Raw genomic sequence first — 18497 nt, 5'->3', positions numbered from 1 at the left:
CTCCCACCGCCCTGCCTACCCACTTCTGATCACATCGCTTCGCCAGCAGGCGCCAGAGTGCGGTATGGTTTTCCTCGTCGGCACCAAGCGGAGCCGGCAGGGCGGGCGATTAGCTCAGCGGGAGAGCGCTTCGTTCACACCGAAGAGGTCACTGGTTCGATCCCAGTATCGCCCACCACGAAAACGCAGGTCAGAGGCCGGTTCTCCATCGGAGGCACCGGCCTTCTCGTTGTCTGGACCGTCGTCGGACCGTGGTCCGGCCGTCACCCGCACGGTCGGACCGTCACGGGGCGGCAGGTCCCGCCACGCTCGCTGCGGTCCAGCGGCTTCCTCCGCGTTGATCACCAGGTCCAGGTCAAAGGGCCGGGGGATCGACGGGTAGATGGTGGAGTGTCACTGTCGGTCACCTGGGTGAAGCGGAAGTCCCGCGCTCGCCGCGGCTGGCATCTCATCGTTCCCTCGTCGAGCCTCCTGATCATCAGCGCACCGGCAGCGTCCATCCTTTTCGCAGGGTCACGCTTGTCGCCGGCCAGAAGGCGGGTTCCGGCCCGATGATCCGTCACCGGCCAACGCCGCGACGACCAGATAGACCTTCGCTTCCGACGACGACACGACCGCCGTCGGCGCGCGCGTCCAGAAGATCAATGCCAGGTTCTGCGCCGAGGCGGAGACGCCGCTTCGACGACAGATCGATGAGCTCACGCCCGCGACCGGCGTTCCACACGAACAGCAGTTCGCCCTCCCCATGGAAGGCGAGATCGACATTCCGCGAGCTGTCTCCGGGCCGGTACACGCTGGTGGGCACCGGTTCGGTCGCCCCGCCGGCAAGGTCTCTGACCGCCAGGGCATGGTGGGAACGCCTGAGATAGGCCAGGCGCCGACCGTCGTCGCTGATGGCGAGAGGTGAGACCGCCTGCTCGCCGTCCTTGGGCACGAACCCGGGCGCGTCCTCGATCCGCCGCTCCTTGCCGGAGCTGCTCCCCGCCCGCCAGGAATGAGGCGCGGCCGAGGGTTCCCGGATGACTTCGGGGGTCGTACAACACCGCGTAGCCGACGCGCGGCACCTTTGCGGATCATTGCCAGCCAGGGCACGAGACGCCTCGCACCGCATCCTTACGCAGGTCCTCGGCGGCGACTTCTTGCTCCACGACAAGGGGATCCGACCGTCAGCGCCCGGCGGGAGATCGTGTGGTCGGCGCCGTGGTCGGTCTTCTGGTGTGTGCCACGCGGCCTGCGTCTTGAGTCGTCTATAGTCACGCCGCGTGGGGCTCATCTTCAACGCTGTGGCGGGCGAACTCCCGCTGGTGCAACGGGTGTGGTCGGCGACTTGTGAGGCCACAACCGGTTTCAGCTCGGCGGTCAAGACCTCATCCATGCTCGCGTTCGCAAGGGGCGATGACGGAGTCACGGTGCACGTGCGCGGGCCGGAGACGAGGGGCACATCGCTGACGTGCCTGGAGGGCTGGGAGTTCTTCGGCGTGGACCTGCGGCTCGGTGCCTATCTGCCGCTGTACCCGCCCTCCGGTCTGACCGACCTCAGGGACGCGGTGTTGCCGACCCTGCCGGGCGGCAAGATCCTGCTGGACAATCGGGACTGGGAGATGCCGACCGCGCAGAACGTCGACGTCTTCGTCGACCGGTTGGTGCGCGCTGGTCTGTTGTTCTTCGACCCGCTCGTCGACGAGATCAGGCACGGCGAACGCCCACGTGGCATGTCGGAACGGATGGCGCAGATCCGGTTCCGCCGGGCCGTCGGGATCTCGCACCGCAAGCTCGCCAGCATCGAGCAGGCACGGCACGCCGCGCAACTCCTCACGGCGGGCAGCTCGATCGCCGACGTGGTCACCGCCGGCGGCTATTACGATCAGTCGCAGCTCGCGCGGGCGATGCGGTGGGCGACCGGTCACACCCCGGGCGAGTTGCGGTCCGGCATCCCGTTTCTGGCGTTGTGATGGCGTGGTGACAGGGGTTCGGTTCGATACAAGACGGGCCGATCCGCCGGGTGGTTGACTCCCGGCGTGCGAAAACTGATCGAATACGACCACCTCTCGATCGACGGGAAAATGTCCGGCGACGCCTGGTGGGCCGGGCAGCAGAAGGTCGTCCCCGACGAGGACCACTTCGCCTATCAGCTCGGGCTGCTGTCCTCGGCGGTCGGTCTCGTGCTCGGCCGGGTGACCTATGAGGGCTTCGCCCAGACGTGGCCGACCTTGACCGGCGACGTCGCAGACAAGATCAATTCTCTGCCGAAGTACGTCGCCTCCACCACGCTGGCCGGGACCACGTGGAACGCGGAGGTGCTGGCGGGCGATGCGGTCGAGGCGGTCGCCCGGCTCAAGGAGGCCGGCGACGGCACATTGGTGAAGTACGGCAACGGCCCGTTCAGCCGGGCGCTGGTCGAGGCAGGGCTGCTCGACGAGCTGCATCTGAGCATCTCACCGTTCGTCGCCGGATCCGGTGAGTCGCTGCTGGCGGGCCTTGGTACTACCGCCATGGACCTGACGAAGGTGACCGAGATCGGTAACGGCACAGTGGTGCTGACCTATAGGCCGAGCCGGTAGACGGCGGCGAGGGGAATCGACATGACCCAAGGTGCGTACGCCCCGGTGAACGACATCGACCTCTACTACGAGGTTCTGGGCGCCGATCGGCCCGGCCCGCCGCTGGTCATGCTGCACGGCGGCGCGTACACGTTCCATCTGAGCTTCGACTCACTGCTGCCGGCGTTGACCGCCGAGCGGAAGGTGATCGGTGTCGAGTTGCAGGGGCACGGGCACACCGCCGACAGCGACCGGCCGTTCTCCATCCGGCAGTGCGCCGAGGACGTGATCGCGCTGCTCGACCACCTCGGCGTCGAGCGGGCCGACTTCTTCGGCTACAGCCTGGGTGGGCTGGTCTCCACCGAGGTCGCCGTCTCGGCCCCGGATCGGGCCGGCCGGGTCGTGCTGGCGGCCTCGCACTTCCGGTCAACCCGGAATGAGGGGTACTACCCCGAGATCACGGCGTTGGAGCTCGATTCGCCTCGGATGCCGACCGAGGAGGAGTCCGCGGCGATGAAGCGCGCCTACGACGAGGTGGCGCCCGATCCCGAGAACTTCTTCCCGTCCGTGATGAAGTTCCAGCCGGCAGTCCACGATTTCGCAGGGTGGACCGACGAACAGCTGGCCCGGCTGACGATGCCGGTCCTGATCATCATCGGCGACACCGACTTCGTCCGGCTGGAGCACAGCGTCGAGATGAAGCAGTTGCTGCCGAACGCGCACCTGGCGATCCTGCCGGACACGAAGCACCTGCAGGTCATCCGGCCCGACCTGGTGCTGCCGATGGTCACCGCGTTCCTGCGCCAGTGATTTAGCCTGGCGGGCGGAGTCTCGCCGTGTCGCCCGCGGCGGGTCGACGGCCGGTTCTGTACGCGGCCGCCGTAGAGAGCGGCGATGCCGGCCAGGCTTCCGCCGGGATCGTCCTTCCGCCCGCTGTCCCTGCCTGCACTCTTCGGCGAACGCCCGCCCGGCCAGGCGGACCCGAGGCGATGCCATGGCCGCCCCGCCCGCCGGCGGTCCGCGCGGTGGCCAGCGTGACCATGACGCCCAGCGCGGACAGCCCCGGGCCGAGCAGTTGTGCCTGGTCGGCGGCGATGGACAGCCGCTCGTCCTCCCCGGACATCCGGGGATAGGCGCAGAAGATCGCGCAGCTCCGGTCCGGGCGCCGAGACCCGCAGTTCGCCGCCGTGCCGGGCCGTGGTGGCCAGGCGGAACAGGTTCAGCGCGATGCGGGTCGGCTCGGCCGAATCCTGCCGGGCGCGGTCCATGGCCCGATCGGCCAGGCGTCCGGCGACCAGCGGCGGTACCACGGCGAGCGGCAGCAGCAGGAGCAGCGCGCTCACGCGGGCCAGCAGGATCGCGGTGCAGGCCATGGCGATCGCGAGGATGGCGGCGCTGACGACCGCGCCGAGACGGGTGTGGAAGCGGCGGCTCTCCCGCTGCAGCACGCTGAACGTGTCCGCGTGTTCCGGCCGGTCGTGGTGGGCACGACCGCGCAGTCGAAGACGAACCCGGGCAGGTCACAGCCGATGGCTGCGAAGACGCTCACGACGTCCTTCTGCAGTCCTGCGTACGCTTCGAGCGTCTCGGCGTTGAGCCGGCGGTTGCGCTCGCGGCCCTCGGGGCCGGCGAGATACTGGGTTCCGGGCCCGAACGGGGGCACGTCGTCGCTCAGCAGCATGGGCGGGAGGACGCCGAGGCAGATGGTGGCCGGCCGGACGCCGTCCGGTGGTCGCAGCGACAGCGGCAGGGCGCCCAGAAAGACGGTGTCGTGCACGAGCGCGGTGGCGGGAAAATGTTCGAGCAGAGTTTGGATCCGGCGGTACTGTGCGACCGCCGCGTCCGCGAACACCCGTTTCCAGAAGAAGATGTGGTGGTCGTAGCCCGTGCCCGTCTCGGCGAATTCGGGAAATGCCGCCGACATGCGCAGGTCGTCGAAGTCGGGCTCCTCGGGGAGCGCTTCAAAACGGAGTCCGCCTGATTCCACGGCCGTGGCGAAACGTGCAACCGTCAGGAAGAGCACGTCGTGACCGCGGGCTTTCATGTCTTTCGCGACCGTGAGCAACGGGGTCACGTGACCGTGGAAGGGTGTCGCCGCGAACAGGACTCTCGCCATCAGGCGCTCCAGGTGTTCGGGGTCTTGCGGCGCCGGTCGGTAATCGGGGACAGTGTCTCCGCCGACATACAGGGCATGCGGGGGCGACGCACGCCATGCGCACCGACTCACGTCAGTTGAGTCGCATTACACGGTTTGTTCAATACGTGTTTCGTGCGAATGTAAGCTTGTGGGAGCGCTCCCGCACGACAGTATTCCGCCAGGCGGAATAGTGGTCGACGGGCGCCGGATGCCCTGAGGAAGTGGCGGGCCTCCGCTTTCACATCGGCCGTGCGTGCGTGGAAGCGTGCGCCGACCGGCGGGAGAGGAAGATCAGGCGGCTGCGGCGAGCATCAACTGCGCGGTTTTCCTGAGGTGCGCCCGCGCTGTCACGACGGGCTTCTCCCGCGCCAGGGTCCGCCGCGTGCGCGAGGAGCCCGTCGTGACGCCGTCGCACGTGCCCCTTATGGTGCGAACGAAGACACGATTGTGTGAGAGCCGGAAACCGAAGGAGCACGTGTGAGTTTCAGCCGGCTGACCCACCTCGAATGCGGTAGGTGCGGGGCGGCGCACGACAGCGAGCGACCGCAGAACCTCTGCGTGACCTGCGGGTCGCCGCTGCTCGCCCGTTACGACCTGGCGGCGGTCCGCGCCTCGCTGAGCCCCGCCGACCTGGCGCGGCGCGAACCCGGCCTGTGGCGCTACCACGAGCTGCTGCCGGTCAGGGACCGCGCGCACGTCACCACGCTGGGCGAGGGGATGACGCCGCTGCTGCCGATGGCCCGCTACGGAGAACGCATCGGCCTGCCGCGGCTGCTGATGAAGGACGAGGGACTGATCCCCACCGGTTCGTTCAAGGCCCGCGGCGCCGCGGTCGGCGTCTCGCGGGCGGCCGAGCTGGGCGTCGAGCGGCTGGCGATGCCGACCAACGGCAACGCCGGCGCCGCCTGGGCCCTGTACGGCGCCCGCGCCGGGCTGGCCGCCACGGTGGTCATGCCGGTGGACGCCCCCGAGATCACCCGGCGCGAGTGCGTGGCGTCGGGGACCGACCTGCACCTGGTGGACGGCCTGATCAGCGACGCCGGGCGGATGGTCGGCGAACTGGTCGCGGCCTCGGGCGGCCGGGTCTTCGACACCTCGACCCTCAAGGAGCCGTACCGCATCGAGGGCAAGAAGACGATGGGCATCGAGATCGCCGAGCAGCTCGGCTGGCGCACGCCCGACGTGATCCTCTATCCGACCGGCGGCGGGGTGGGCCTGATCGGCATCCACAAGGCGCTGAACGAGCTGCGCGAGCTGGGCTGGATCGACGGCCCGCCGCCTCGCCTGGTCGCCGTGCAGGCCGAGGGGTGCGCGCCGATCGTGCGGGCGTTCGAGGCGGGTGAGCGGGAGAGCCGGCATTGGGACGGCGCGCGTACGGTGGCGTTCGGCATCAACGTGCCCAAGCCGCTCGGCGACTTCCTCATCCTGGAGGCGCTGGCGGAGACCTCGGGCACCGCGGTCACCGTCACCGACGCCGAGCTCCTGGCGGAGCTGCGGGAGGTCGCGGCCCTGGAGGGGGCGTTCGTCTGCCCTGAGGGCGCGGCGGCCTTCGCCGCGGCCCGCAGGCTGCGCGCGTCCGGATGGATCGGCCCGGACGAGGAGGCCGTGGTGCTGAACACCGGCGCCGGCCTGAAATATCCGGGCACCGTACCCGTGGACGCGCCGGTCCTGGGGGTGGACGCGCACCTGGTCTGACCTATTCCCTTCTCTATCACCAGCTTCAATGTCCGCTCGCCATAGGTCGGAGCCGGCGTCGTAATTTCTGGCTCCAGGTTCCTTACGGCCCGGCGCCGCCTTTAGGACGCCATGGTGTGCGTAATGACGTGGTGTGAGTGCCGGTTGTCAGGTGGGCCCCGGTGCTCGTCCTTGAATCAACCGTCCCCCGGTCTCGGCGCGATGGGCGGTGGGACGTCGCCCTGTCGCACTGCGTGACCCGGTTCGACCTCGAGCTCCACACCGCCGGCGACGGCAGCCTCACGATGATCTACAACACCGCGCTGTTCGGTGCGGACTCGATCGCGTACATGGGCGCCAGCCCGCGGCCCCCGCCGACAGGGCTGACAGTCCGGTACAGGGGAACCGGCCGGGGCGCCCGCGGGGCGTGCTGCTAGGGTGCGGCGGATGAGCGGACGTGGAGTTCTTGTCACCGGCGCGTCGCGAGGCATCGGACGCGCGATCGCGGCGGCCTTCGCCGCCACGGGAGATCGGGTCGCGATCCACCACCGCGACTCCGCGAAGGAGGCCCAGAGCCTGGTCGGGGAGCTGCCGGGCGAGGGGCACACGATCGTCCAGGCCGACCTGGCCGACCCCGGCGGCGTGCGGCGCATGGCCGACGAGGCGGCGCGGGTGCTCGGTGGCATCGACATCCTGGTCAACAACGCGGGGCTCTTCCTCCACCACCCCATCACCGAGATGTCCTACGAGCAGTGGCAGGACGCCTGGCGGCGCACGCTCGACGTCAACCTGACGGGCGCGGCCAACGCCACCTGGTGCGCGGTCCGGCACATGCCCTCGGGCGGCAGGATCGTCAACGTCTCCTCGCGCGGCGCCTTCCGCGGCGAGCCCGACAGCCCGGCCTACGGCGCGAGCAAGGCGGGGCTGAACGCCCTCGGCCAGTCCCTGGCCGTCGCGCTCGCCCCGCGCGGCATCGCGGTGGCCACGGTGGCGCCCGGGTTCGTGGAGACCGACATGACGAACGAGCACCTCAAGGCGCCGCGCGGCGACGCGATCAGGTCGCAGAGCCCGTTCGGGCGGGTGGCGCGGCCGGAGGAGATCGCGGCGGCCGTGGTGTATCTCGCCTCGCCCTCCGCCGAGTGGGCCAGCGGCGCGGTGCTCGACCTGAACGGCGCCTCATACCTCCGCTGACGAGCCACCCCAAATCTCATGATCTCCGTCGATCGGGCGGTTATTGTGAGTTTCTCAGGACACTTCGGAACTCGCTGCTAGGGAGACGGTGTGGCCAAGGGGTCCTTGTACGCGCTGGCATCCGCCGGATGCGCGACGCTCGCAGTGGTCGGCTTCGTTCTCTACGTCAACCTCGGATCAGGTGTCCTGCTCCTCGCCCTGCTGATGGCCCCCATCGTCCTGTGCGGACTGGTCGTCGCGCACGACGTCATGACCCATCGGGCCGCCAACGCCGGCGAGCGGCTGCGGCTGGCGCGTGAGCGTGACCGCGTCCGGCGTACCGTCGACCTCGTCACCGACCCCGCACTCACCGACGTCGAGCGCCTGGCGGTGATCGACTGCTTCATCCCCAGGCTGGGACGGAAACCGGCGCGCTCGCCGTACCGTGACCGGTTCGTCGTGGTGGACGAGCTGTCGCCGCCGTCACGCGCCCTCCTGGAACGGGCCAGAGCGGCCGTCATGTCCGTCTACACCTCCCAGGTCATGCGGCGGCGGCTGCTGGACGACCTGGCCAACGAGAGCCTGCTACCACGGCAGCTCTGGGAGATCGCCATGCTCCTGCGGGTGCAGACGCACCTGCAGGCGGAGCAGGACCAGGCCCGGGAGGGGCGCCTCACCCCCGAGCTCCTGGCCGTGCTCGAACCCCAGCAGGAGGCCCTGCGCCGCTCCGTCGCGTCGGTGACGGCCAGGGTGGAGTCACTGGAGCGGTACGCCGGGCGCGTCCAGGAGGCCGACGCCGCCCTGCGGGCCATGGACGCGCTGGGCAACAACCACAAGTACCAGGCGCTGCTGGCCCACACCGACGACGCGGAAGGGCTGCGCGAGCTGGAGAACCAGGGCGACACGCTGCAGGAGACCCTGGCCCGGAGCGTCCGCGACGCCATCGAGGCGGGCCACACGCTCCAGCCAGGACCGCCCGCCTGACCCCGGTGTCACACGACCGCCCGGCCGGTCGTGGTCAGGCGAGTCGGCGTTCCAGCAAGAGCGCTCCCCGCCCCGCCAGCAGCGAGCCGCACCACTCCCGCAGATCCGCCGGCTTCGGCCCGCGTACCTCCCCTATGGCCTCGCTCTCGTCCAGCAGGTCGGCCCAGTCGAGCAGGGACTCGGCGAGCATGAGCGGCACCCCGCACCGCTCGTGCACCTCGGCCGCCGCCTCGAAATGCTCGGCGGCCCGCCGCGGATCGCCCATGGCGACGCGCAGGTGCGCCAGGTAGTGGTGGCCGCAGTGGTGCGCCACCGTGCCGTGCCCGAACGTCTCCCCGTCGGCGGCCAGCGCGTCGTACAGCCGCCCGGCCAGCTCGGCCCGCCCCAGCCGGGACGCGGCCACGGCCAGGTTGTCGAGTGCGGGCCGGTAGGCCATGTTGCGCGGCGGCTCGGCGCCCTGGTCGGCCAGGATGCGGTCGAGCAGCGGAGCGGCTCCCTCGTCGCCCAGCTCGCACAGGAACCGCAGCACCGCGTGCACCGGGTCGACGCGCGGCGCCTGCGCGGCCCGCCGCAGCCGCTCGCCCAGCTCCCACAGCCGCCCCTGCAGCCGCCGGATCTCGCCGATCTGCTCGGCGTAGATGGCCACGGCCTCCAGACGGCGGCCGATCTCAGAACCGAGCCGCATGGCGGACTCCGCCTCGGCCTCGGCCTGCGCCAGGTCGCCCTGCATGAGGGTCAGCCCGGCCCTGGAGTAGCCGATGATCCAGTTGAGCTGCGGTTGCGCCAGCCGCCGCGCCAGCTCGTCGGCCTGGTCGAGCAGGTCGGCCGCCCTGACCGCGTCGCCGCTGTCGAGCACGGGGGGCGTGCGCTGCACGTACGCGTGGAACAGCGCGAGGTCGTCGCCCGTCCTGCGGGCCGCCTCCAGCATCTCGTCGCCGTCGCGGTGGCGCTGGTGCAACGGGTCGGCGGGGATGATGGTCAGGCTGCGCAGCCCCAGCACGCCGGCGAGCGTACGCGGGTCACCGGACTTGCGGGCCAGCGCCACCGCCTCGTCGCTCAGCGCGAAGCGCCGCTCGCCGTCGGGCGCCCAGATCAGCTCCGAGGCGAGCTGGGCGGCCAGCAGCGCCCTGGTGCCGATGTCGGTGGAGTCGACCAGCCGGCGTGCCTCGGTCAGCAGGGCGATGCGCTGGGTGTCGGGCGCCGCCGAGATGGTGGAGAAGCCGCGGTCGCCGCCGAGCGCCGCCATGACGATCAGGTCGTCGCGGCCGCACTCCCTGGCCAGGTCGGCCGCGCGTACGAGGGTCTGCCTGGCGTCCGGGTCGCCCGCCAGCCACATCGCCCTGCCGCACTCCATGAGCAGCTCCGCGCGCTGCTCCCGCGTGGTGCCGGGGAAGTCGCCGAGCAGGTCGAGCACCCGCTGGTACCAGGTGACGGCCTCGCGGTGAGCCAGCCCGGCCAGCGCGTGCTGCGCCGCGCGCACCGCGGCCTCGGCCGCCGCGCTCACCCGGGCGGGGTCGCGGCCGTGCTCGGCGGCGGCCAGCAGGTGGGCGGCCACGACGTACGGCCGGGACTCCATGGTGTCCGGGTCCGTACGTGACAGCGCGTCGGCCACCCGGCCGTGCAGCAGCCCGGCGCGCGGCGCCGACAGGTTGCCGTAGAGGGCGTTCCTCGTCAGCTCGTGCGAGAAGTGGCAGGAGCCGTCGTCGGACACGCTGACCAGGCCCGCGCCCATCGCCTCCTCGACGGCGGCCACGAACCGCGCCTCGTCGAGGCCGAGCCCGGTCCGCAGCTCGGCCGGCTCCATGCGTTCGCCGACGGCCAGCAGGTTGACCAGGTCACGCGCGTTGGGAGGGAGCTGCGCCAGGCGCGCCACGACCATCCTGGAGACCGAGTCGGGCACGGCCAGCGCGTCGAGGTCCTTGCCCGCGGCCAGCTCCCGCACCACCTCGCTGACGAGGAACGCGTTGCCGCCCGTGATCCGGTGCAGCTGCTCGGCGTCGCCGCGCGTGCGCAGCTGGGCCAGCGCGTGGCCGACCTCGTCGAGGCCGAAGGCTGGGACCGGGATCACCTGGCTCTCCGCCGTCACCCTGTGCAGCTCCGGCATGGCCGACTCGACCGGCAACGGCCGCGACATGGCCAGCACGAGCAGGGGCAGCGCGTCGGCGTCCCACATGAGGGCGTTGAGCATCTGCAGCGACTCCAGCGTCGCCCACTGCAGGTCGTCGATCACCAGCAGCACCGGCCGCACGGCGGCCAGGCGCTCGATCAGCGTACGGGCCGCGGCCATCAGGTGGTAGCGCTCGGAGACGGGCTCGGTGGCGGGCGGCACCCCCAGCGACAACGGCGGCGCGGCCAGCGACGGCGCGAGCCGGACGAGCTGGCCGCACTGCTGGTCCACCCCGGCCCGCAGCAGCAGCGCGGGTGAGGTGCGGGCCAGCCGCTCGACCGCGCCGGCGATCGGTTCGTACGCCTGCCGTGCCGGATCCGTGCACCGCCCCGCGAGCACGGTGAACTGCCGCTTGAGCGCCCGCCTGGCGACCTCGGAGGCCAGCCGCGTCTTGCCGACCCCCGGCTCGCCCTGCAGGATCACCAGCGAGCTGCCGAACTCGGCCGCCGCCAGTTCGCTCTCCAGCGCCCGCAGCTCCTCGTCCCTGCCGACGAACGGCAGCACGTGGCCCTCGTCCAGCCACGGCGCCAGCCCGCCGCCCTGGTGGTGCTCGGCGCTCTGCCAGTGCAGCTCGTACGTGTGCAGCGGCTCCCGCAGCCCCTTGCCGGGCAGCCGGCCGAGGTCCTTGAACTCGTGCCGGCCCCGTCCCTGCGCCAGCCGGCGCACCAGGTCGGTGCAGAGCACCTGACCGCCCTCGGCCACCGCGACCAGGCGGGCCGCCTCCACCGTGGGCAGACCGCTGACGTCGTCGCGTCCCCAGCACACGTCGCCGGCGGCGAGCGCGGCCCGGATGGAGATCGTGTCGGGGGCACGCTCGTTCTCGTCGGCGACCGCCTGCTCCACCGCGATGATCGCGTCGAGCCCGGCCGTGGCCGAGTCGAACACCGCCATCAGCCCGTCGCCCAGGCTCTTGGTGAACGTCGCGCCGCCCGCGGTCACGACGGACTGCAGCAGCTGGTAGAGCCGGCGGAAGACGGTGTTGGCCCGCTCCTCGCCCAGCCTGACGCGCAGGGCGGTGGAGCTCACCACGTCGGTGAACAGGATGGTCGCGGTGGTGAGCGCGCCGGGCGCGTGCGGGAGAGTCACGCGCCCGGCCCTGCCGGCGTGCGCTTCCTGAGGGCCCGCGCGGGCGCGCGCAGCCTGCCGCGTACGTCACGGCGGAGCGCGCGGGTCGCCACCGCGGGGCGTGACTGCCTGATCCGCCAGGCGCGGGCCAGCTCCGCGGGGATCTGGAACGCCGCTGGCCCGCCGGAGTGACGGTCGACCAGGGCGATGACGATGTGGCGCCCGGCCTTACGCGTCAGCCAGCGGGCCACGCCGTGGACCGGCCCGGCCATCCAGGAGTGGCGGTGCGCCGAACGCGCCGCCGCGAACAGGGCGGTGAACCACCATGCGGGCTTCGGCACCTGGAGCAGCTCGGGCACCTGGTCGGCGCGGTGGGCGGCGTCGCGGAAGACCCAGTGCACCAGGCTGCGCGGCAGCTTGCGCCACCCCAGGGGCATGAACTCCTCCATCTCCGCCAGCAGCGTGGCCATCAGCCGGATGCCCTCGTCGCTGGACTCGTAGAGGCGGCCGAGCCGCTCGCTGACCGGCTCGACGTCGGCGAGGGTGAGCGGCGCGTCACGGCAGGCCTCGACGCCCATGAGGTGGCCGACGACGCTCCACGTGTACAGGTGGGAGGCGCGTTCCTCCTCGGTCAGTACGACGCCCATGCGCTCCAGCGCCTCCCACGTGACCACGGAGAAGTCGAAGATGGTGGCCAGCAGCAGCTCCTGGTTGACCGGGGGCCCGTAGCGCGTGGTGTCCCAGCGATCGGCGTAGCGCTCGTTGACCACGGCGCGCACGAACGAGTGCAGGATGCGCAACCCGACCGCCGTGGTGTGCCCGGGGCCGCCCGGCCGCAGGCTGGCGGTGGCCCGCAGCCCCATCACGTCGATCAGCATCTGCCCGGTCTCCGCCACCCGCCGGGTGAGGCCGTGCGTGGCCAGCCTGGAGACGCCGGCCAGCACCTTGGCGCTGGACACCTCGACGTACGCCATCGGCAGGCACTTGCAGAACAGCGCGGCCGACTGGTAAAGCCCGTAGTCGGCGAACACGGCCTGCCCCCTGGCCAGCAACTCGGCGTCGTCGCCCCAGTCGGGCAGCTCCATGGCGAAGTCGATGGCGTCGAAGATCTCGGATGCGGGCGGCTCGCCCGAGGGCGCCCTCGCCGCGCGCTTGGCCTCCCCCAGTTCGGCGACCACGGCCTTGAGCTGTTCCAGCGGGCCGCCCAGTTCCGGCCGGGCCGCGAGATAGTCGGCGACGACCTTGTCGATGTCGGGGTCCGCCTGCTGCCTCAGCTGCCGGAACCGCTCCTCCGGCCAGCGCTCGTCCTGTTCGGTCATGTGCCGCGTACTCCAGATTCGGTCAAAGGCCGCCCCGTTTGCGCAGAGCGGCGACATCCAGCAGCGTGATGGTCCGGCCTTTGACGGCGATGAGGTTGCGCGACACGAGCGACTGCAGCGCCCGGTTGACCGCCGGTCGCGACGCGCCGATCAGCGCGGCCAGGTCGGACTGGGTCAGGCCGGGCAACTCCACGACGCCGTCGGCCTGTCCGTGTTTGTCGGCCAGTTGCAGCAGCAGCTTCGCCAGCCGCCCGCCGAGATCGAGGAAGGCCAGGTCGGCCGCCTGGTCGGTGAGCCTGCGCACCATGTGGCCGAGCATGCGCAGGAACTCGTCGGCCAGCCCCGGATGCTCCCGCATCAGCTCCAGCAGCCGCGCCCTGGGCAGCGCGAACACCCACGCCGCCCGCGCGGTCACGATCGACGCCGAGCGCGGGGAGCCGTCCAGCAGCGCCATCTCGCCGAAGGTCTCGCCTCTGCCCAGCATGTTGAGCACGATCTCGTCGCCGTGCTCGGTTGTGAACACCACCTTCACCAGGCCGTCCAGCAGGACGTACAGGGACTCTCCCGGATCCCCCTGGTGGAAGATGATCTGCCCTGAGCGGTATCTCCGCGCCAGCCCGGCCCCGGCCGTGCTCCGGATGCCGCTCTCCCCGAGCACGCGGAACAAGGGGATCCCCGCCAGCACGGCGGCGATCGCCTCGACGTCGTGAGGGAGCCGCCCTTTCATGCAAGAACTTTAGGCCGCATTCCGGGCTTGGACAGGGAGCCGCCGCCGTTCCCTGGAATGTGACGAGGAACACAGTCGTACTGTGCCGTCCGGAACAGACCGGACAGATCGCTCGGCGCACCGTGGACCTGCCGGACGGGAGTGGCCCCCCGAGTACCCGGGCCGGCAGGGAGAAGACGAACATGCACGTGGAGACCATCGAGCGTCCCTGTACGGCGGCGCTGGTGTCGGCCGCGCGGGAAGGCGACGCGGCGGCGTGGGAACAGCTGATGGAGGAGTTCAGCCCCATGCTGAAAGCCCGCATCCGCAGGTTCAGGCTGAGCCACGAGGACGCCCAGGACGTGCTCCAGACCACCTGGCTGCTGGCCTGGCAGAACCTGAAGAGCGTGACCGACGGCCAGCGGATGGCCGGCTGGCTGGCCACCATCGCCTTCCGCGAGTGTCTCAAGCTCACCAGGCGGACGAAGGAGATCTGCACGCCCGACCTCGACTCGCTCGGCAGCACGGACGACGTCGACAGGGAACTGGCCAGGATCTGGCTGGCGGGCACGCTGGCCGAGCTGGTCGAGGAACTGCCGGCGTCGCAGCGGGTCCTGTTCAGGGCGCTCACGGAAACCTCCGAGCCGCACTACGTGGATGTGGCACGCAGGCTGGGCAGGCCGGTCGGGAGCATCGGGCCCACCCGAGCCCGCTGTTTCGCGAAGTTGCGCGGGCTGCTCCAGGCCAGGGAGATCACCCGCGACTTCCTTGACTGACTCACTTCGTGTCCGGGCCGAGCGGGATCGCCTCCAGGAACGGCTCGAAGTCGAAGTGCTGCATCTCGTACGCGTCGGGATCGGTCTCCGACGGGTAGCGGTAGACCTTGCGCGGCCGGCCGAGCCCCGGGTTGCCGGCGAACATGCCGCTGACCGCCTGGGGGACGAGCCCGCGCTTCATCTCCTCCGCCAGCCCCTCGGCGATCTCCTTGGCGAACGGGGCGTCGTAGAGCGCTGAGACGTTCTGGTACACGCGGAAATAGCTGACGATGAAGCGCATGCGGTCGCGGTAGGACACCCAGTCGGTGACGCCCGCCATGGACGCCTCCTGGTCCTCGGTGATGAACTCCTCGGCCAGCTTGCGCACCTTCCCGTTCTGGATCGGCGCCCACACCTCGGCCAGGTCGACGCCGGCGGGCGCGGTGAGCGGCCGGCCGACCCTGACGTCGCTGAGCGGCGTGCGCACCGCGAACATGTGGCGGGTGTAGAGGGACGACCACGCCGACTCCAGCAGGCGCGTCAGCCACGGCTGGTCCTCGTGCCGCGCGCTGTAGAGCCGGAATCTGGGGAAGGGCCGCCGGGTCACCAGCGAGCGCAGCGAGCGCCACGACACCCGCGTCAGCCACCTGACCGGCCGGTAGAGCACGAGCTCCAGAGCCTTCTGCGCGCGGGCCTGCTCGTAGGCGGACAGCGCGATGTTGGCGCCCAGCATCAGCTCGGCCCTGGCCGCCGGGTCGCCCGCCTGGCGGGCCTCGGCGAGCAGCTGCGCGGCGTCCTTCAGGTAACGTTCGTCGGCGTCGGCGAGCAGGTCGGTCAGGAACCGCGGCGGCGTCGGCGTCAGGTCGGACCCGGGGCTCACCCTGAGGTAGCGGTCGGGCGTGTCGTTCCACAGGTTGACCGCGAGGCTGGCCGTCTCCAGGAAGATGGCCCGGTTGGCCAGCGCCAGCCCGAGCTGGTAGCTGGGGCCGAGCAGGGTGAGCAGCGCCGCCCTGAACAGCCGCCTGAACCGCTGCGGCACGCCCAGCTTGCGGCCCACGTCCGCGATGAAGGGGGAGTCCGGGCCGAGGTCGAGGCTCTCCCCGACCGCCTTGGACGTCCAGGTGGCGTAGCAGTACCAGTTGGTGGCGTCCTTGCCGAGGTGCGCGGCCAGGTCGCCGGCGACCCGGTGGTAGCTGTAGGCGATCACCATCGCTTCGAGCGCCGGGCTCCGGTCCTTGTAGGCCGCGATGCGCAGCACGTCGTCCGCGGTCATCGGAGTGTCGGACATGGGGTCTCCCGTGTTGCTGGTCCCCTCGCCTCTTGGAGCGTGCTCCAGCGGCGTCGGATACGGTCGGCGGCCGGCTCTGCCCCGTGGCCGCCAGGCAGGAGCGTAGGAGCCGCCGCTTGCGACGGGCTTGCAGACGAATCGTCGATCCGCCGCCCCGGGGCACTTCCGGGACGGCGTACCCTAGTCCAGCACCACGATCTTGCTGAGGACGACGAATCCGCCGAGCGCCCCCGAGGTGCCGGCGGCGGTCGCCGTGGTGAGGTTGACCACGAGGTCATAGGTGCCGGGGCTGAGCCGGCCGCGCATCGGGACGGAGGCGGTGTACCGGCCCGATCCAGGGGTGAAGGTCAACTCCATGGGAGGGGAGGGATGCCGTGACCCGCCGTCCCCCGGCCCGTCGGCGATGATCTCCAGCTTCCAGCATCCCGTCAGCCAGTCGACCAGCTCACCGGTGACCTCCCAGCTCACGTCCACGGTCCAGCCCTCGCTGCGCCGCACGACCTTCGTCGGTTGCGCACCCGGGTCGACAACCTGACCGTGCAGAGCGCCGGTCAGCTGCTCGGCCGGCACTTTCATCACGTGGAATTCCCCGGTCGCCATGTCGCTCTCCTCTCCGCGGGGCGGTGCCCCGTGCGAAGGTGCAGAGCGATGGCAGTGGTGGGGAAATACGCACCCTTCTGGTGATGAATGACGGACTTTCGTCCGTCCGCTCAGCGCAGGCGGACCGCGTCGGGGCCCAGCTCGGTGACGTCGCCGACGCCCAGCAGCTGCAGAGTGCGTACGAGCTCGGCGCGCAGCAGGTCGAGCACCCTGCGCACGCCCGGTTCGCCGCCCGCCATCAGACCGTAGAGGTAGGCGCGGCCGATGAAGCACGCCTTCGCGCCCAGCCCCACCGCGGCGGCCACGTCCGCGCCCGTGCGCACGCCCCCGTCGAGGAAGACCTCGGTGCGGTCGCCGACGGCGGCCACCACCTCGGGCAGCAGCTCCAGCGGCGTGGGGGCGCGGTCGAGCTGGCGCCCGCCGTGGTTGGACACGACGAGCCCGTCCACCCCCACCGCGGCCAACTCCTTGGCGTCGTCGACCCGCTGCACCCCCTTGACCAGCAGCTTTTCCTGCCACGCCGACCGGATCCAGCCGAGGTCGTCGACCGTCACCGAGGGGTCGAACATCAGGTTCGTGATGCCGGCCAGGTCGTCGGGAGCGCCGTCCACGGTGGCGAACCTGAGAGGCTCGCTGGTGAGGAAGTCGAACCACCACGCCGGATGGCGTACAGCCTGCAGCACGCTGCGCCAGCGCAGGGAGGGCGGTACGGTCAGGCCGTGGCGCACGTCGCGCAGCCGCGCCCCCGCCACGGGCACGTCCACGGTCACCACGAGCACGTCCATGCCGGCCTCACGCGCGCGGGACAGGACGTCCAGGTTGCGGGCCCGGTCGCGGACGACGTACAGCTGGAACCAGTTCCACCCGCCGGGGGCGGCGGCGGCCACGTCGCCGGCGGTCGTGGTGCCCATCGTGGACAGGGTGTAGGGGACGCCCGCGTCTTCGGCGGCCCGCGCCACCGCCGGCTCGCCCTCGCGGTGCATCATGCGGGTGAAGCCGGTGGGGCCGAGCACGACCGGCATCGCGATCCGCCGCCCCAGGATCTCGACCGCGGTCGGGGCCTCGGCGACGTCGCGCAGCACGCGGGGACTGAACTCCACCCGCTCGAACGCCTCCACGGCCCTGGCCATCGACCGCTCGCCCTCGGCCGCGCCGTCGACGTAGTCGAACACCATCCGCGGAGCCCGCCGCCTGGCCATCAGCCGCAGGCCGGCGACGTCGGCGGCGCCCGCGACGCGCTGGGACGGGGACCAGCGGGGCCGTGCGGGCATGACGGCGCGCAGCTCCCGCCAGCGGGGCAGGCGCCGAGGTTGCTTCGGCGTGGCGTCGATGAACAGGACGTTACCAAACCACATGGGGACGATCCGCGTACGGTGGGACGGTGATCGACGACTGGACAGCGCTCGCGGGCCGCTCGGCCGCGAGCCTCGCCACCGGAGCGGAGCTGGTCGCCCGCTGGTCGGAGCCGCACCGCCGCTACCACACCCTCGGCCACCTGGCCGCCGTGCTCGCCGCCGCCGGGCGGCTGGCCGGCGAGGCGGACGACCCCCAGGCGGTGCTGTTGGCCGCCTGGTTCCACGACGCCGTCTACGACGGCAGGCCGGGGTGGGACGAGGAGCGCAGCGCCTGGCTCGCGCAGTCGAGGCTGCCCAGGTGCGGCGTGCCCGCCGTCCGGGTCGCCGAGGTGGCCAGGCTGGTGCGCCTGACGGCCGCCCACGACACGCTCGCCGCCGGCGACCGCAACGGCGCCGTCCTGTGCGACGCCGACCTCGCCGTGCTCGGCGGCCCCGACTACGCCGGCTACGCCGCGGCCGTGCGCGAGGAGTACGCCCACGTGCCCGGCGACCTGTTCGCCGAGGGGCGCTCAGAGGTGCTGCGCCGGCTGCTGGCCGGGCCGTCCCTCTACCGGACGGCGAGGGCGCGCGCATGGTGGGAGGAGGCCGCCCGCGCCAACCTGGCCGCCGAGCTAGCCCCGTTTTCCGCACATGAGTGATCTTCAGCGGAGGTCTCGTGGATCGATGTCGAGGAGATCCAGGAGATGGAGTTGGAGGTCGGTGGGTTGCGGGATGGTCGGGGGTGACTGGCCGGTGCC

The 18497-nt window shown here is 71.4% G+C and carries 17 protein-coding genes and 1 tRNA gene; 10 read left to right on the top strand and 8 right to left on the bottom strand.

Annotation, left to right across the window (positions count from 1 at the left end):
* Positions 1-103: 103 nt before the first annotated feature.
* Positions 104-178: transfer RNA gene (locus E1267_RS34075), tRNA-Val, on the top strand.
* A 381-nt stretch (positions 179-559) separates the two neighbouring features.
* Here the strand turns inward: E1267_RS34075 and E1267_RS34070 are convergent.
* Positions 560-934, bottom strand: coding sequence for a hypothetical protein (locus tag E1267_RS34070; RefSeq protein WP_132338779.1), 375 nt, complete (start codon positions 932-934; stop codon positions 560-562).
* 439 nt (positions 935-1373) lie between these two features.
* On the opposite strand from E1267_RS34070, the gene E1267_RS34065 reads away from it, so the two are divergent.
* The 3 genes from E1267_RS34065 to E1267_RS34055 all read left to right on the top strand — a co-directional run bounded on the left by E1267_RS34065 (position 1374) and on the right by E1267_RS34055 (position 3350).
* Positions 1374-1952 carry a helix-turn-helix domain-containing protein gene (locus E1267_RS34065; RefSeq protein WP_132338777.1) on the top strand — a complete coding sequence of 193 codons (579 nt, stop codon included), beginning with the start codon at positions 1374-1376 and terminating at the stop codon, positions 1950-1952.
* A 66-nt stretch (positions 1953-2018) separates the two neighbouring features.
* Positions 2019-2561: a dihydrofolate reductase family protein gene (locus E1267_RS34060; RefSeq protein ID WP_132338775.1), complete on the top strand. Its 543-nt coding sequence runs from the start codon at positions 2019-2021 to the stop codon at positions 2559-2561.
* Between the two features lie 21 nt (positions 2562-2582).
* Positions 2583-3350, top strand: coding sequence for an alpha/beta fold hydrolase (locus tag E1267_RS34055; RefSeq protein WP_220449811.1), 768 nt, complete (start codon positions 2583-2585; stop codon positions 3348-3350).
* Between the two features lie 529 nt (positions 3351-3879).
* Here E1267_RS34055 and E1267_RS34050 read toward each other — a convergent pair.
* Entirely contained in the window at positions 3880-4656 is a 777-nt protein-coding gene (locus E1267_RS34050) for a glycosyltransferase (protein ID WP_132338773.1), read from the bottom strand.
* 498 nt (positions 4657-5154) lie between these two features.
* On the opposite strand from E1267_RS34050, the gene E1267_RS34045 reads away from it, so the two are divergent.
* From E1267_RS34045 to E1267_RS34030, 4 genes are all read left to right on the top strand, one after another.
* Positions 5155-6372, top strand: coding sequence for a threonine synthase (locus E1267_RS34045; protein WP_132338771.1), 1218 nt, complete (start codon positions 5155-5157; stop codon positions 6370-6372).
* A 233-nt stretch (positions 6373-6605) separates the two neighbouring features.
* Complete coding sequence (locus E1267_RS34040) at positions 6606-6788, top strand: hypothetical protein (protein WP_132338769.1); 183 nt, start codon at positions 6606-6608, stop codon at positions 6786-6788.
* Positions 6789-6798: 10 nt separating this feature from the next.
* Positions 6799-7542, top strand: coding sequence for an SDR family NAD(P)-dependent oxidoreductase (locus E1267_RS34035; protein WP_132338767.1), 744 nt, complete (start codon positions 6799-6801; stop codon positions 7540-7542).
* Positions 7543-7632: 90 nt separating this feature from the next.
* Positions 7633-8505 carry a hypothetical protein gene (locus E1267_RS34030; protein ID WP_132338765.1) on the top strand — a complete coding sequence of 291 codons (873 nt, stop codon included), beginning with the start codon at positions 7633-7635 and terminating at the stop codon, positions 8503-8505.
* A 34-nt stretch (positions 8506-8539) separates the two neighbouring features.
* On the opposite strand, the gene E1267_RS34025 is transcribed toward E1267_RS34030, so the two are convergent.
* Genes E1267_RS34025 through E1267_RS34015 form a run of 3 tightly spaced genes read right to left on the bottom strand, consistent with a single transcriptional unit; the run spans position 8540 to position 13783 of the window.
* Positions 8540-11758, bottom strand: coding sequence for an ATP-binding protein (locus E1267_RS34025; RefSeq protein WP_132338763.1), 3219 nt, complete (start codon positions 11756-11758; stop codon positions 8540-8542).
* Entirely contained in the window at positions 11755-13056 is a 1302-nt protein-coding gene (locus tag E1267_RS34020) for an oxygenase MpaB family protein (RefSeq protein ID WP_165959959.1), read from the bottom strand. Before E1267_RS34020 ends, E1267_RS34025 begins: the two co-directional genes overlap by 4 nt.
* Positions 13057-13078: 22 nt before the next feature.
* Entirely contained in the window at positions 13079-13783 is a 705-nt protein-coding gene (locus E1267_RS34015) for a Crp/Fnr family transcriptional regulator (protein WP_132338759.1), read from the bottom strand.
* A 182-nt stretch (positions 13784-13965) separates the two neighbouring features.
* Here E1267_RS34015 and E1267_RS34010 point away from each other — a divergent pair, with 182 nt between their 5' ends.
* On the top strand, positions 13966-14538 hold the full coding sequence (locus E1267_RS34010; protein ID WP_132338757.1) for an RNA polymerase sigma factor: 573 nt from the start codon (positions 13966-13968) through the stop codon (positions 14536-14538).
* A 1-nt stretch (position 14539) separates the two neighbouring features.
* On the opposite strand, the gene E1267_RS34005 is transcribed toward E1267_RS34010, so the two are convergent.
* The 3 genes from E1267_RS34005 to E1267_RS33995 all read right to left on the bottom strand — a co-directional run bounded on the left by E1267_RS34005 (position 14540) and on the right by E1267_RS33995 (position 17760).
* A complete protein-coding gene (locus tag E1267_RS34005) occupies positions 14540-15805 on the bottom strand; it encodes a hypothetical protein (RefSeq protein ID WP_132338755.1) in 1266 nt (421 codons plus the stop codon).
* A 180-nt stretch (positions 15806-15985) separates the two neighbouring features.
* Positions 15986-16405 carry a hypothetical protein gene (locus E1267_RS34000; protein WP_132338753.1) on the bottom strand — a complete coding sequence of 140 codons (420 nt, stop codon included), beginning with the start codon at positions 16403-16405 and terminating at the stop codon, positions 15986-15988.
* Positions 16406-16515: 110 nt separating this feature from the next.
* Positions 16516-17760, bottom strand: coding sequence for an alpha-hydroxy acid oxidase (locus tag E1267_RS33995; RefSeq protein ID WP_132338751.1), 1245 nt, complete (start codon positions 17758-17760; stop codon positions 16516-16518).
* A 26-nt stretch (positions 17761-17786) separates the two neighbouring features.
* Here E1267_RS33995 and E1267_RS33990 point away from each other — a divergent pair, with 26 nt between their 5' ends.
* The gene (locus tag E1267_RS33990; RefSeq protein WP_132338749.1) at positions 17787-18398 is read left to right on the top strand and encodes an HD domain-containing protein; all 612 of its coding nucleotides are present in this window, start codon (positions 17787-17789) and stop codon (positions 18396-18398) included.
* Positions 18399-18497 lie beyond the last annotated feature (99 nt).

The sequence above is a fragment of the Nonomuraea longispora genome (assembly GCF_004348345.1).
In the GTDB taxonomy this organism is placed as follows: Bacteria; Actinomycetota; Actinomycetes; order Streptosporangiales; family Streptosporangiaceae; genus Nonomuraea; species Nonomuraea longispora.
Note: the sequence above shows the minus strand (reverse complement) of the source record. Positions and strands in the feature narration are given on the sequence as shown.

What these genes read in the sequence shown, in the direction of transcription:
- E1267_RS34005 (WP_132338755.1), bottom strand. Translation starts at nt 15,805, where the DNA reads ATGTCCGACACTCCGATGACCGCGGACGACGTGCTGCGCATCGCGGCC.
- E1267_RS33995 (WP_132338751.1), bottom strand. Translation starts at nt 17,760, where the DNA reads ATGTGGTTTGGTAACGTCCTGTTCATCGACGCCACGCCGAAGCAACCT.
- E1267_RS34050 (WP_132338773.1), bottom strand. Translation starts at nt 4,656, where the DNA reads ATGGCGAGAGTCCTGTTCGCGGCGACACCCTTCCACGGTCACGTGACC.
- E1267_RS34020 (WP_165959959.1), bottom strand. Translation starts at nt 13,056, where the DNA reads ATGACCGAACAGGACGAGCGCTGGCCGGAGGAGCGGTTCCGGCAGCTG.
- E1267_RS34035 (WP_132338767.1), top strand. Translation starts at nt 6,799, where the DNA reads ATGAGCGGACGTGGAGTTCTTGTCACCGGCGCGTCGCGAGGCATCGGA.
- E1267_RS34010 (WP_132338757.1), top strand. Translation starts at nt 13,966, where the DNA reads ATGCACGTGGAGACCATCGAGCGTCCCTGTACGGCGGCGCTGGTGTCG.
- E1267_RS34055 (WP_220449811.1), top strand. Translation starts at nt 2,583, where the DNA reads ATGACCCAAGGTGCGTACGCCCCGGTGAACGACATCGACCTCTACTAC.
- E1267_RS34065 (WP_132338777.1), top strand. Translation starts at nt 1,374, where the DNA reads ATGCTCGCGTTCGCAAGGGGCGATGACGGAGTCACGGTGCACGTGCGC.
- E1267_RS34015 (WP_132338759.1), bottom strand. Translation starts at nt 13,783, where the DNA reads ATGAAAGGGCGGCTCCCTCACGACGTCGAGGCGATCGCCGCCGTGCTG.
- E1267_RS34000 (WP_132338753.1), bottom strand. Translation starts at nt 16,405, where the DNA reads ATGGCGACCGGGGAATTCCACGTGATGAAAGTGCCGGCCGAGCAGCTG.